Raw genomic sequence first — 12,221 nt, forward strand, 5'->3', positions numbered from 1 at the left:
CGGCTCAACGGGGACTGCCCAGATAGGTGAGGACGGCGTGGACCCGGCGGTTGCTGGAGGGGGTCGCGTCGATGTCGAGCTTGCGGAAGAGGTTGCGGATGTGGGTGCCGACGGTCGTGTCGGAGATGGCGAGGCGGGTGGCGATGCCCCGATCCGACAGGCCTTGGGCCATCAGGGATAGCACCTCGCGTTCCCGGTCGGTGAGCCGGGCGAGCGGATCCCGGGTGTCGCGGGGGCGCAGTACGCCGGCGATGACCTCCGGGTCGACGGCCGTGCCTCCGCCGTGGAGCCGGTGAAGGACCTCGTCGAGCGTCTCGGCGTCCAGCAGGCGTTCCTTGAGGAGGTAGCCGACCTTGGTGGTGCCGTGCTCGAACAGGGCCGCCGCGTAGGAGGACTCCACGTAGTGGGACAGGAGGAGGACGGCGATCCGCGGATGACGCCGGCGGATGGCGGTGCCCAGCCGGATGCCCTCGTCGGTGAAGGTCGGCGGCAGCCGGACGTCCAGCACCACGACGTCGGGGTTGTGCCGTACGACCAGGCCGAGGACCTGGTCGGCCCGGGTGGCGGTGGCGGCCACCTGGTGTCCCAGCCGGTCGAGCAGGCGGCTCAGTCCCTCGCGTTCGATCAGCGAGTCGTCGGCGGTGATCAGCCGCATGGCAGGCTCACGGTGAGTACGGTTCCCTTCTGGGGTGGGCTGTCGAGGAGCATCTCGCCGTCCAGGGCGGCGACGCGGTCGGCGAGTCCGGCGAGTCCGGAGCCGGGGCGCGCCACGGCGCCTCCGATGCCGTCGTCGTCCACCCGGACCCGCAGCCGCCCGGCCGACAGCCCGACGGTGACGTCCGCGCGGCCGGCGCGGGAGTGGCGTATGACGTTGGCGAGCGCCTCGCTCACCACGAAGTACGCGGTGGCCTCCACCGCCGGCCCGAGGCGCGGCAGCTCGGCCACGCGCAGGCGTACGGGGACCGGGCCGCGGAGGGCGAGCTGTTCGAGGGCGGGCCGCAGGCCCTGGATGGTCAGCACGGCCGGGTGGATGCCGCGCGCGAGCTCGCGGAGCTCCGCGGTGGCCGCGCCGAGCTCGGCCTGGGCCTCGGCGAGCAGTTCCGTCGTCTCCGCGGTCGTCTCCCGGCCGCTCAGGCTCTGCCTGAGCAGGCTCAGCGCGAAGCCGACCGACAGCAGTCGTTGCTGGGCTCCGTCGTGCAGGTCGCGTTCGAGGCGCCGGCGCGCCCGGTCCTCGGCCGCGACGATCCGGGCGCGGGACGCGCGCACCTCGGCGAGCTGGGCGCGGACCTCCGCCTGGAGGCGGGCGTTCTCCAGGGCCAGCCGCGCGGTCGCGCTGACCGCCTGGAGCAGCCCCGGTTCCGCCCGCAGGCTGACGTCGTGGATGAGCACCGCGATCGGGTGATCCTGGTCGCCGATGACGGTCGTACGCGCCGGGTCGAGCGGCTCGGAGAGGCGCACCGGCGCGCCGCCGGCGTCGACGTGACCGTTCGGCGTGGGGAAGGCGATCTGCAGGTGCGGGTCGCCGAGCGCGGTGGCCAGCGCGGGACGCAGCCGGTCCGGTGCCGTGGCGGCGATCTGGCGGACCAGGTCCGAGACCCGTGCCTCGTCGAGTCGCTCGCGCAACAGCCCGAGGAAGTACGAGGCGGGAACGGCGACGAGCGACGCGAACTGGGCGAGCGCCAGGACGGAGTCGAACCGGTCGGCCCCGCTGTCCGGATTCGCCGTCGAACGCGCGCTGACCACCGCCCACAGCACCGCGGTCGCGATCATCGTGACGGCCGGAAAGGCCAGCACCCGGCGTTCCCGGCGGCCCGCGCGCAGAAAGCGCCGCGCGATGACGCCGCCGCCGACGAGGACGAACACCGCCGTGCCGAACGCGACGCCCTGGGCCGCGGTGTCGGTGAGCGGCAGCCGGTCGACGATCCGCATCGGCGCGCAGACGTCGCGGCACCGGCCGGCCGGTTCCACCGGCCCGAACACCGCCAGGCTGAGGCCGGCCAGGGCGCCGAAGGCGTACCCGCAGACCATGACGGTACGGCCGGCCCGGTCGCGTATCACCCCGGAGGGATAGGCCAGGAAGACGTGGGCGCCGAGCGGCAGTTGCCAGGCGGTCAGCAGTAACGCGAGGGTGACCAGGAGCCTCGGAACGGGGCCGCCGACGACCAGGCCGAAGGCCGCGGGCGCGTCGGCGGCCAGGAGCACGCCCAGCAGCATCATCGACGTGCCCATCGGCGTGTGCGGCCGGACCCGGGTGACGAGGTGACCGGCGACCAGCCAGACCGCGACCTGGGTGAGTTCCTTGACGTAGAACGCCGGGCCGAAGGTGCCCCAGCGGGCGGCGAGCCAGCCGTCCGCGCCCGTCATCGCCAGTCCGGTCAGGAGGATGGCCGTCCGCCGCCGGACCGTACGAGAGTCCACGCCCGGCCGCGTCCGGGCCGCCGGGGGTTCGGCGGAACGGGGACGGATGAGATGCGCCATCACCGGCGACTCAGGAGCTCGGTCAGGCGCTGTACGGAGAGTTCGTCCTTGGCCAGGAATCCGGTGATCGGCGCACGGTCGAGGCGCGTTCCGAGTTCCGCCCTGCAATGGCTGGAAATGAGCACCACCACCGGCGGCTCTTCGGACGCGGCCAGCCGTTCCGCAACGGCAAATCCGTCCATATCAGGCAAAAACACGTCCATTACCACGACACCCGGACAAAGCGCGGCCACACGTCGGAGCGCCTCGCGGCCATCGGCCGCCTCCCCCACCACCTCAAGGCCGCCGGCCTCCAGCAGACGGCGTGTCAGCCGCCGGAACCCGGGGTGATCGTCCACCAGGAGAATGCCCGCAGCCATGGCTCATGATGACATTCAACGACGGGACAAAGATCGTTTGGAAGGCATTCTTCGCCGAATCTCCTGATTTCCCAGGAGTTCGGAAAATCCGGCGCGAGCCATACTCGTCCCGGATGCGGCGACGACGCATCGGCACGGGGCGATCAAGAGGGCGTTATGTCGGATTCCGCAGAACGGCACGTGCATATCGGGCGCGATGTCAGTGGCCAGGTCGTGGTCGGCGACCACAACGTGATCATCCAGCGGCACGGGTCGTCCTCCTCGCCGGCGGACGGCCCACCGCCGGAGGTGCGGCCGCGCACCCGCCCGGCCGGGCGTCCGCTTCCCGACCCCACCGGGCCGCTGATCGGCCGGGAGGAGGAGACCGCCCGGGTACGGCGGTGGCTGGAGCAGGGCGAGGCGGTCGGCGTCCACGGCGTGCCGGGGATCGGCAGGTCGGCGTTGCTCCGCCGGGTGGCGGAGGACCAGGTGACGGCGGGGGCCGACGTGGTCTTCCTCCCCGCAGCCGGTCTGGCGGTCGAGGACATCGTCCAGGAGCTCTTTCAGGCCTGCTACGACACCGACGGCTACCGGCCCACGCGCGCCCGGCTACGGCGGCTGATGGGGTCGATCCAGGCGCTGGTCGTCGTGGACGACTTCGAGGGGCCGGCCGACGACCTGGAGGTCCTGCTGGACGCGATCCCGGCCGGCCGGCTGCTCGTCTCCTCGGTCGACCCGGTGATGGGGGCCGCCGGCCGATCACTGGAGCTCGGCGGCCTGGCCGGCGAACCCGCGCTGCGGTTGGTCGGGGCGGAGGCGGGCCGGGACCTCACCGAGGAGGAACAGACGGCGGCCCGGCGCCTGTTCGAGGCCTCCGGCGGCCATCCCGGGGTGCTGGCCCGGGCGGCCGCGGCGGTACGCACCGGGGCCGCCACGACGTTGACCGCCGACGCCGGGGCGCTCACGCGGGCCCTGGCCGCCGGGCTCGCGGCGCCCGCCCGGACGGCGCTGGGCGTCCTGCTGGCGCTGGCCGATGCTCCCCTGTCGGCGGCCATGGCCACCGTGCTCACCGGGTCGTCCGACAGCGGCGAGGCGCTGGCCGAGCTGGAGCGCGCCCGTCTCGCGGCGTCCTCCGGGACCCGCTACCGCCTCGCCGCGGACCCCGAGGCGCTGTCGGTGGACCCTCCCGAGCCGGCGGGGTACGCCGAACCGCTCACCGAGTGGGCCCGGTCCGCGACGCCTCGGGAGACCGCCGAGGAGGCGCCGGTGATCCTGCGGGTCCTCGCCGCCGCGGTGAGCGCCGGACGTCATGAGCAGGCCCGTGACCTCGCCCGCGCCGCCGCTCCCGCGCTCGGCCGCGCCCTGCGCTGGGGAGCCTGGCGGCAGGTGCTCCAACTCGGCCTGCGGGCCGCCGAGAGCCTCGGCGCCGCCGAGGACGTCGCCTACTTCACCCACGAACTCCAGGTGCGCAACCGGGTCCTCGGGCTGACGGCCGGGGTCGCCGCCGGCGCTGCGGCCGGCGGCGGCTTGATCGCCGCGCACGGCGCCCTGGCCACGGGCGCGAAGGCGACCGCGGGAAAGGTCACGGGCGCCGCCGCCGGACACCCCGCGCTCATCGCCGGCGCGGCCGCCGTCGTGGTGGCCGGGGCGGTCGTCGGCGTGGGAGCGGCGATGGGCGGCAGCCCAGAACGCCCGGCCGCCGCGTCCGGACCGGCCTATTCGGCTCCGGCCGTACCGATCAAGAGCTCCCGGCCCGTTCCGGTCAGATCGTCGCGGCGGCCGGGCCCGGCGGATCTGACGCTGCGGCCGTCGCGGGTGGCGGCGGGCGAGACGTTCCGCGCGATCGCCACCGGATTCCAGCCGGGTGAGGTCGTGAGCTTCTCCATGACCTCCGCCGTCACCAGCGCGCAGATCGACAGTGCCCGCGCGGACGACTCCGGGCGCGCCGAGATCGCACACCAGATCCCGCGGTCGCAGTCGCTCGCCGACTCCCGGCCGTACCCGATCTCGGCGGAAGGCGAGGTGTCCCACCGCACCGCGCACGCCGACCTCTGGGTGATCGGAGCGCGCGGCACCGGCGACGAGGGCGGGACGAACGGTGGCGATGGCGGCGGTGGGAAGACCGGCGGGAACGGCGGCGGGCCGTCCTGCACCCCCGACCGCACCGGACCCGTCGACTTCGGCGACGTGCCCTACCAGGACAACGGCGAACCCGCGGGCTTCCGTCTCGTCTCGTCCGGAACCACGTGCGAGGGCGCGCTGGCGACCGGCAGCGTGCACTTCACCGGGAAGGACGCCGATCTCTTCCGTATCGGCCGCAGCACCGCGTGCCCGGACACGCTCCCGGTACATTCCTCGAGGTGCTTCGTCGAGGTCCTGCTGTACGCGACCAGGGCCACTCAGTCGGTGAGCGCCTCCCTGGTCATTCCGGGGGTGGGAACCCCGGACCGCGAGATCCGGCTTCTCGCCCGCATCGGCCCCGCGACGTCGGGACGTGCGCAATGCTCCGCGGGCCCGTCGTGCCCGTCACCGACCGGTCGATGAGTGACCTGAAAGGTTTTCGGTGGCGTAGGCTTTGCTCTGGGCCTGTCAACGGCTTCGATGAGCGATCGTTTCGGCGGCTACCGAAAAGGATTTCTCTTTGCCATCTCAGCGACCACGACCGGTCACGATCACGGACGTCGCAACCCGCGCCGGGGTGTCCATCGCGACGGCCTCGAAGGCGATCAACGGCCGGGCGCAGGTCCGCGCCGAGACCCGGGAGCGCGTTCTCCAGGCCGCCGAGGAGCTGGGGTTCCGGCCGAACGCGATCGCCCGCAGCCTCCTGTCCGGTCAGAGCCGGATGGTGGGACTGCTGACGAGCGACAGCGTCGGGCGCTTCGGCATCCCGGTGATGTTCGGCGCCGAGGACGCCTTCGGGGTCGGAGAGATGGCCGTCCTGCTCTGCGACGCCCGCGGCGACTCGATCCGCGAGCAGCATCACCTGCGCACGCTGCTGAGTCACCGGGTCGACGGGCTCATCGTCGTCGGCCAGAGCACCGACCCGCGTCCCTCGCTCAGCCGGGGCCTGCCGGTCCCGGTCGTCTACGCCTACGCCCCGTCCGAGGACCCCGACGACGTCTCGTTCGTGCCGGACGACGTCGGCGGCGCGAGGCTCGCCGTCGAGCACCTGCTGGCCCTGGGACGTCGCCGGATCGCCCACATCACCGGGCCGGTCCACTACCAGGCCGCCCGCGATCGGGCCGCCGGCGTGCGAGCGGCCCTGGAGGACGCCGGACTGACGCTCTGCGGCCAGGCGTGGCACGGCGCGTGGTCCCAGCGGTGGGGGCGGCAGGCCGCGGAGATGGTGTTCCGGACCGACCCGGAGCCCGATGCCGTGGTGTGCGGCAACGACCAGATCGCCGCCGGTTTCATCGACGCGGCCCGCGAACGGGGCCGTCGCGTGCCCGACGACGTCGCGGTCGTCGGCTACGACAACTGGGAGGTGCTGGCCACCGAGTCCAGGCCCCCGCTGACCACCGTCGACATGAACCTGGAGAGTCTCGGCCGCACGGCGGCGCAGCAGCTGTTCGCCGCGATCGACGGCGGCGCGACCCCGGGCGTCCACCGGATGCCGTGCCGTCTGGTCGTCCGCGACTCCACCGCGCCGGCCCCGGCCTGACGTCGGGACCCGGCGATCGTCAGTCGCGGTCGGTGGGAAGGAGGGTGCCGAGCGGGCCGAGGTCGAGGTTGAGGTCGGACATCGTGAGGTCGAACCGGTCGCACAGCTCCTCCATGGCCTCCTCCAGCCGCATCAGCGTGACGCCGATCTCCTCGACCTGCTCGTCGGACAGGTCGCCCTGGTCGACCCGGCGGATGCACTGGCGTTCGACCAGCTGCCGTACGAGTTCGACGACGGTGAGGACCAGCTGGGCCAGGTCGCGCTGGACGGTCTCGGAGTCGGCCTCGATGCGCCGGGCTCCGCGGCGAGCCGGGGCGCCCGCCGGGTGGACGGCGTCCGGGTCGAGCGGGCGGGCGCGGATGGGCTCGTTCACGGTGCCGCCCTCCCGCGTTCGGGATCCCGCGGGGCGATGACGTCGTCCCCGCCGACCGAGCCGATCAGCACTCGCAGCGAGATCCGGACGAGGTCGACATCGGCGATGGACAGGACCAGGTCGCCGCTGATGACGACACCGCCGGCCAGCAGGCGGTCGAGCAGGTCGACGAGCGCGACGCGCTGTGCGGGGACGCCGCTTCGCGCGGCCGGCGAGGGCCCGATGGCGCGGTCGACCGTCACGCGGTCCCTCCCGCGCCGGGTTCGGAGATCGTGAAGGAGTACGGCGCCCACGGCCCGGTGAGCTGTACCTCCAGCTCCGGCTCGCGGAGCGCGGCGACCGTGGCGGCGAACTCCTCGCCGCGATCGTCGTCGACGAGGTACGCGCCGTTCAGCACCATCCAGTCCTCGCGGCCGGACAGCTGAGGGTCCTGAGCCCGGTGGTGGCGGCGCGCCACCGCGATCCCGGCCAGGACCGCGTCGATCCGCTCGGCGCGCGAGGCCGCCTGCCGCCACGCCTCCTCGCGAGTGCGCAGGTCCGTCCGGCGGCGCTTGAGGTACGCGGTGCCGGGCCGTCCGGTGGCCTGCTCCGGACGTTCGGGCGTCCGCACGTCGCCGGAGGGAGTGTGCTGGGCGGTCGCGTACACCTTCACGCCCCACTCCCGGCGTCCGGTCACCCGGGCGAGCACCTCGGTGAACTCCTCGGCGCGTTCCCGCAGCAGACGGCGTACCTGCTCGTCGTCGCGGTAGACGGTCACGAGCCGGACGGGAGCGACCGGCCCCGCTGCCGCGGCCGCCTCCACGACCTGGTGGTGGGCGCGGGCGGTGGCCTCCAGCCACGCCAGGTCCTCCAGGTTGCGCTTCAGGCCCTCCTCGCCGAACTGCTCGAGCGGCACGGTCCCGACGTGTGCGGCGAGCCCCGCCTCCGCGACCGTCCGCACCGGTGCGCCGAGCAGCCCCGTCAGACCCGGCGGCAGGGCCGCCCCGGTGTCCCGGGCGATGGCGTACAGGTACGTTCCGGACTCAGTCACGGCGGCGCTCCCGATCGGTACGGCGGCGCTCCGGGTCCGGGCGGCCGGACGACTCCTCGTACGGGGCCTCGACGGCGCGCCGCCCGCCCCGGCCCTCCTCCAGACCGGCGGCCCGCCGGCCCTCTCCCAGCTCGGCGGCCCGCCGGCCGCCGCGGTCCTCTTCCAGGTCGGCGACCCGCTCCCGCAGCCGGCGGTTCTCCTCTTCCAGGCCGCGCCGGTCGCCCGTCAGCCACGGGTCGTGCTCCCACCAGTCGATGCCCAGCTCCCGCGCGGTCTCCACCGACACGATCAGCAGCCGCAGCTTGATGGTCAGCAGCTCGATGTCGAGGAGGTTCACCTGGATGTCGCCGGCGATCACGATGCCCTTGTCCAGGACCCGCTCGAGGATGTCGCCGAGGTTGGCGGGCTCGCGCCCGCCGCCCTGCCCCGCCCCGTAAGGGGTGACGTAGCCTCCGCGCGGCCCGCCCGGGGTCATGACGCCTCACTGCGGCCGCGCGGGTACCGCTGGATCCGGCGGTACGACGTCAGGTCGCCGCCGTCGTCGATCTCGACCTCGTAGAGGGCGAGCGTGTCCGAAGAGGAGGGGATGCGGCGCGCCTCGAGCAGTTCCACCCCGGCGACCCAGCCGTCCTCCGCCGGGTGCACGGACGTCACGCCCTCCGCGCTCTTGCCGGTCAGCGTGGTGATCTCCCGCAGTGCGGCCCTGGCCGCCTCGGCTGCGGACAGCCGCGCGCCCGAGGTCGCCTGGCGGCGCCTCGACCGCGTCTCCGGCTCGTCCTCCTCGTAGGCGTCCTCGTACTCGGCCGCATGGTCCTCCTCGAACTCGTCGAGCCGCCCGCGCGCGCGTTCCGGCCGGTCTCTGCGGCTGGCGGACACGGTCTCTCCCTTCCGGCGGGCTTCCGGTGAGGCGGCCGGGGCTCCTTACGGGGCGCCGGTGGCCTGGCCGCCGATCAGACGGCCGAGGATCTCCTGCTGCGCCTCGGCCTCTTCCTCCTCCGAGATGAGGCCGGCCTGTCGTTGCCGCTCGAGCTCCTCGAGCTGCGCGCGGATCGCCATCGGGCTCGTGAGCTCCTGCTCGACCTGCTGCTGGATCACCTCGCCCAGCTTGATCACGCCTTTCACCGGGAGGAGCGGCAACGTGAGGATCGACGAGACGAGACCCATCGGATCACCCTCCCGGCCTCGGCGTGACGACGAAGTCGTACGGTGCCATCGGGCCGAGCCGGCGGAGGCCCACGCGGCCCTGCCACTCTTGGGCGAGCTCCTCCACGGCCTTCTCGAACCGCTGCCGCTGCGCGGTCTCGACGAGGAAGGCGGCCTGGACGGCGTCCTCGCGGTGCGTCGGCTCGCGAAGGACCGTCGCCACCGCGTGGCCGGACAGCGCCTCGACGGCTCGCTGGGTGTCGGCCTCACGCTTGGCGGAGATCGCCTGGTTGATGGTCTCGCCGAGCCGGATCCGGGCGTCGCGGGTGAGCTCTTCGGGCCGGTCGCGGATCTCCTCGCGGAGGCGGCCGGCCTCCGGGACCTCGGCCATGATCTCGCGGAGCACGGCACGCTCCTCGTAACGGCCCTTCAGGACGTACTCGACGCGCCCTTCCATCTCGTCCAGCGCGGCCAGGAACCGGTCGTGGTTGGCGGCCAGGAGCTCCTCCTCCACGGCCTCGCGGCTCGTGAGCACCGCGCCGAAGCGCAGCGGGAGCACCGGGACCTCCACGGCGGCATCGTCCAGCAGCCGCTGGTGCGCGGTGAGGTCCTCCGGCCGGCCGATCGGGGTGCCGACCCGGATCTCGCTCACGAGGGCGGCGATCCGCCCGTGGCGGACCAGGTCGACGCCGCCGTCCCGCAGGCCGCGCGCGTCGGGGCTCACCTCGACGTCTCCGGGCAGGATGCCGTACACGTAGCAGCCGACGGCGCGCTCCTCCTGCGCCTCTCGGGTCTGCTCGGGTGCTGCCATCTCACTCCTCCCCCTGCCGGTGGCGCCGCCGCACCGCCCGCTCGGCGTCATCGACGCCCGCGAACTCACGGAGCTTCTCGCCGACGCCCTCGATGGCGCCCCGGGTCTTGTGCTTGGCGCCGCCCTCCTGAATGTCCTTCATCAGCCCGGGGATCCCCTGCTCCTCGGTCTGCGTCAGGTCCAGGCGGTTGGCCGCCTCGGCGAACTGCAGGTACGTCTCGACGCTGGCCACCACGATGCGCGCGTCGATGGTCAGCACCTCGATGCCGACCAGCGAAACCCGGACGTACGCGTCGATGACCAGGCCCTTGTCCAGGATCGTGTCGATCACGTCGGCCAGGCCGCCTCCCGAAGGCCGCCCCATGCCGCCTCCGCCCGCCGGCTGTACTGCCGTGGTCATGGTCCCCCCCAATGTGTCCTCGGTCAGCCGCGGCGCTCGCGGTGTGCCGGGCGGTCGGGCCGATCCCCGCGCCCGGCCTCGCCCCTCCCCCGCCCGGAGCGCACCGTCTCGCGGCGCCGGGGCTCCTCCTCCCCAGGCTCTTCTTCCTCGTAGTCGTACTCGTACCCGGGCTCCTCCTCGCCCTCATACCGTTCCTCGCGTCCGCGCCGCTCCGCGCGTTCCGGCTCTTCCTCGCCGTACTCCTCGCGCTCCGCGGGCCGGCCTTCGGCCTCCCGCTCCTCTCGCAGCGCGGTCTCGTGGTCCTTGACCACCTCACCGTCGCGGATCTCCCCGCGCCAGCCCTCGATATCGTCCGGGCGCAGGATCGCCTGGGTCATGACGTGCCGCCGGAAGTGCTTGAACTCCAGGCGCGCGCGGCGTCCCTGGGCGCGCCACAGGTTGCCGGTGTGCTCGAAGAGCCCCTGCGGGTGGTACTCCAGCACGAGCGCGATGCGGGTCATGTCCGGCCCGATCTCGCTGAACACCACCGCGCCGTCCACGTACCCCTTGGGTCCCCGGGAGCGCCAGACGATGCGCCGGTCGGGGACCTGCTCGACGATCGTCGACTCCCAGTTGCGGTGCGACCAGAAGATCTGGGCCTTCCAGCGGACCTTCTCGTCGGACTCCTGGTGGACGTCCTCCACCTTCTTGGTGAACGACGGGAAGTCCTCGAACCGGGTCCACTGGTCGTAGGCCAGTCGCCGCGGCACGCCGACGTCGAGCGTCTCGACGATGTTGATGACCTTGAGCTTCTTGCCCTTGCCGCCCTTGCCTCCGCGCGCCTTCTGTTCGAGCTTGGTCTTGGCGTACGCCTTCAGCGCGTTGAAGCCGGGGGCGAGCCGGTCCTTCAGCGATCCCCCGCCGTCGCCCTCGCCTCCCCCCGTCAGGGTGGACAGCAGGCCGCCCCCGCCCTTGGTGACCGCGGACAGCAGGCCCTCGCCGCCGCCCTTGGTCACGGCGGACAGCAGCCCTCCTCCCGCGCCTCCCGTCAGCGCGGACAGCAGGCCTCCCCCACCGCGCTCGGAGTAGTCACCGAGCCGCTCCGCCGCGCCTTCGACCTTGGCGAGCAGGGAGAGCGCGGCGCGTGTGGCCATCGCGGTGACGAGGCCCTGGAACTCGTCGAACAGCCGGTCGGCGTGCAGGTCCTTGAGCAGTTCGCCGCCGGGAAGGCGTTCCGTGGCCTCTTCCAGCGGCCTGGTCGCCGAGCGCGTCGCTTCCCTTGCCGCGCGTCTTGCCTCCGTCACGGCGCTCACCTCCGCGTCCGCCGGACGGGCGACCCGCCGAACCGGCCGGCCCGGCGTGGCCGCTCGGGCTCTTCGTCGAACTCGTCCTCGGGCTCCGCCCCCGCTCCGCGCCGTGCGGCGCGCGGCCGCTCGACGTCCTCGGTGTCCTCCCGGGAGGCGCGGGGCCTGCCGCGGCCCGCAGGAGGCCGGCGCCTCGGCCGTTCCTCGCGCTCCTCGTCATGGTCCTCGTACGCGCCCCGGTCCGCGACGTCCTCTTCCTCCTCCCGCGCGCCACCGGGCATCCGTGGCCGGAGCAGAGAGTCGGTCCGCCGCTCGAGGCGGTCGCTCAGCGCGTCGATCTGGCTGCTCGCCGCCGTGACGGCGGCCGCCTTGCCCGCCTCGACGAGGCGTACGCGAACGGTGTCGGTCAGGGTCTTGAGCTCGGGAGAGCCGCTGAGCAGCTTGGTGCCCTGCTTGACCAGTCCGGCCGGGTCCTTGGCGATACGGCCGGACGCCCCGGCCGCCGCGAGCGTCAACGCGAGCTTCATCTTGCGTCTGCGCCCCATCAGGTAGCCCGCGCCGACGGCCAGGGCAATCCGCAGTCCGTCCTTCATGATCGTCCCCCTTTGGCGCCGTCGCCGGGGCGGATGCCGTGCCCCCGCACCGCCCCGGACCGATCCCGAACTCGGCCATCCCCCGATGCCGAAGACGTCGAAATCAGGCGC

15 protein-coding genes are annotated in these 12,221 nt (G+C 73.5%); 2 read left to right on the top strand and 13 right to left on the bottom strand.

Going from position 1 to position 12,221, the window contains the following annotated elements; genetic code table 11:
- Positions 1-4 precede the first annotated feature (4 nt).
- From ABEA24_RS08160 to ABEA24_RS08170, 3 genes are read right to left on the bottom strand one after another with little or no spacing between them, the layout of a single operon-like run.
- Entirely contained in the window at positions 5-655 is a 651-nt protein-coding gene (locus tag ABEA24_RS08160; protein ID WP_345430055.1) for a LuxR C-terminal-related transcriptional regulator, read from the bottom strand.
- Positions 646-2,418 (bottom strand): sensor histidine kinase, encoded by a 1,773-nt coding sequence (locus ABEA24_RS08165; RefSeq protein WP_345430056.1) that lies wholly within the window; start codon positions 2,416-2,418, stop codon positions 646-648. Before ABEA24_RS08165 ends, ABEA24_RS08160 begins: the two co-directional genes overlap by 10 nt.
- Positions 2,419-2,477: 59 nt before the next feature.
- Entirely contained in the window at positions 2,478-2,837 is a 360-nt protein-coding gene (locus ABEA24_RS08170) for a response regulator (protein WP_345430057.1), read from the bottom strand.
- A 156-nt stretch (positions 2,838-2,993) separates the two neighbouring features.
- Here ABEA24_RS08170 and ABEA24_RS08175 point away from each other — a divergent pair, with 156 nt between their 5' ends.
- Both ABEA24_RS08175 and ABEA24_RS08180 read left to right on the top strand, forming a co-directional pair.
- Positions 2,994-5,360, top strand: coding sequence for a hypothetical protein (locus ABEA24_RS08175; RefSeq protein ID WP_345430058.1), 2,367 nt, complete (start codon positions 2,994-2,996; stop codon positions 5,358-5,360).
- Positions 5,361-5,457: 97 nt separating this feature from the next.
- Positions 5,458-6,477 carry a LacI family DNA-binding transcriptional regulator gene (locus tag ABEA24_RS08180; RefSeq protein WP_345430059.1) on the top strand — a complete coding sequence of 340 codons (1,020 nt, stop codon included), beginning with the start codon at positions 5,458-5,460 and terminating at the stop codon, positions 6,475-6,477.
- Positions 6,478-6,496: 19 nt separating this feature from the next.
- Here ABEA24_RS08180 and ABEA24_RS08185 read toward each other — a convergent pair whose 3' ends face one another.
- Genes ABEA24_RS08185 through ABEA24_RS08230 form a run of 10 tightly spaced genes read right to left on the bottom strand, consistent with a single transcriptional unit; the run spans position 6,497 to position 12,110 of the window.
- Positions 6,497-6,850, bottom strand: coding sequence for a gas vesicle protein K (locus ABEA24_RS08185; RefSeq protein ID WP_345430060.1), 354 nt, complete (start codon positions 6,848-6,850; stop codon positions 6,497-6,499).
- Positions 6,847-7,092 (bottom strand): gas vesicle protein, encoded by a 246-nt coding sequence (locus tag ABEA24_RS08190; RefSeq protein ID WP_345430061.1) that lies wholly within the window; start codon positions 7,090-7,092, stop codon positions 6,847-6,849. The genes ABEA24_RS08185 and ABEA24_RS08190 overlap by 4 nt, the downstream gene beginning before the upstream one ends.
- The gene (locus ABEA24_RS08195) at positions 7,089-7,880 is read right to left on the bottom strand and encodes a GvpL/GvpF family gas vesicle protein (RefSeq protein WP_345430062.1); all 792 of its coding nucleotides are present in this window, start codon (positions 7,878-7,880) and stop codon (positions 7,089-7,091) included. Before ABEA24_RS08195 ends, ABEA24_RS08190 begins: the two co-directional genes overlap by 4 nt.
- Positions 7,873-8,355, bottom strand: coding sequence for a gas vesicle protein (locus ABEA24_RS08200; protein WP_345430063.1), 483 nt, complete (start codon positions 8,353-8,355; stop codon positions 7,873-7,875). Before ABEA24_RS08200 ends, ABEA24_RS08195 begins: the two co-directional genes overlap by 8 nt.
- Positions 8,352-8,756, bottom strand: coding sequence for a gas vesicle protein GvpO (gvpO, locus tag ABEA24_RS08205; RefSeq protein WP_345430064.1), 405 nt, complete (start codon positions 8,754-8,756; stop codon positions 8,352-8,354). Before gvpO ends, ABEA24_RS08200 begins: the two co-directional genes overlap by 4 nt.
- A 45-nt stretch (positions 8,757-8,801) precedes the next feature.
- Positions 8,802-9,044, bottom strand: coding sequence for a gas vesicle protein GvpG (locus ABEA24_RS08210; RefSeq protein ID WP_345430065.1), 243 nt, complete (start codon positions 9,042-9,044; stop codon positions 8,802-8,804).
- A gap of 4 nt (positions 9,045-9,048) precedes the next feature.
- Complete coding sequence (locus ABEA24_RS08215; RefSeq protein WP_345430066.1) at positions 9,049-9,834, bottom strand: GvpL/GvpF family gas vesicle protein; 786 nt, start codon at positions 9,832-9,834, stop codon at positions 9,049-9,051.
- Between the two features lies 1 nt (position 9,835).
- Positions 9,836-10,198: a gas vesicle protein GvpJ gene (gene gvpJ, locus ABEA24_RS08220; RefSeq protein WP_425551154.1), complete on the bottom strand. Its 363-nt coding sequence runs from the start codon at positions 10,196-10,198 to the stop codon at positions 9,836-9,838.
- Positions 10,199-10,257: 59 nt separating this feature from the next.
- Positions 10,258-11,517: an SRPBCC family protein gene (locus tag ABEA24_RS08225; RefSeq protein WP_345430068.1), complete on the bottom strand. Its 1,260-nt coding sequence runs from the start codon at positions 11,515-11,517 to the stop codon at positions 10,258-10,260.
- Between the two features lie 5 nt (positions 11,518-11,522).
- Positions 11,523-12,110 (bottom strand): hypothetical protein, encoded by a 588-nt coding sequence (locus ABEA24_RS08230; protein ID WP_345430069.1) that lies wholly within the window; start codon positions 12,108-12,110, stop codon positions 11,523-11,525.
- Between the last annotated feature and the right edge of the window lie 111 nt (positions 12,111-12,221).

Origin of the sequence: Actinoallomurus vinaceus (assembly GCF_039542055.1) — a bacterium.
GTDB lineage: Bacteria > Actinomycetota > Actinomycetes > Streptosporangiales > Streptosporangiaceae > Actinoallomurus > Actinoallomurus vinaceus.

Bases quoted from the DNA above. Each gene is read 5' to 3' on its own strand.
- ABEA24_RS08160 (WP_345430055.1), bottom strand. From the start codon at position 655: ATGCGGCTGATCACCGCCGACGACTCGCTGATCGAACGCGAGGGACTG.
- ABEA24_RS08170 (WP_345430057.1), bottom strand. From the start codon at position 2,837: ATGGCTGCGGGCATTCTCCTGGTGGACGATCACCCCGGGTTCCGGCGG.
- gvpJ (WP_425551154.1), bottom strand. From the start codon at position 10,198: ATGGGGCGGCCTTCGGGAGGCGGCCTGGCCGACGTGATCGACACGATC.
- ABEA24_RS08215 (WP_345430066.1), bottom strand. From the start codon at position 9,834: ATGGCAGCACCCGAGCAGACCCGAGAGGCGCAGGAGGAGCGCGCCGTC.
- ABEA24_RS08210 (WP_345430065.1), bottom strand. From the start codon at position 9,044: ATGGGTCTCGTCTCGTCGATCCTCACGTTGCCGCTCCTCCCGGTGAAA.
- ABEA24_RS08230 (WP_345430069.1), bottom strand. From the start codon at position 12,110: ATGAAGGACGGACTGCGGATTGCCCTGGCCGTCGGCGCGGGCTACCTG.
- ABEA24_RS08200 (WP_345430063.1), bottom strand. From the start codon at position 8,355: ATGACCCCGGGCGGGCCGCGCGGAGGCTACGTCACCCCTTACGGGGCG.
- ABEA24_RS08175 (WP_345430058.1), top strand. From the start codon at position 2,994: ATGTCGGATTCCGCAGAACGGCACGTGCATATCGGGCGCGATGTCAGT.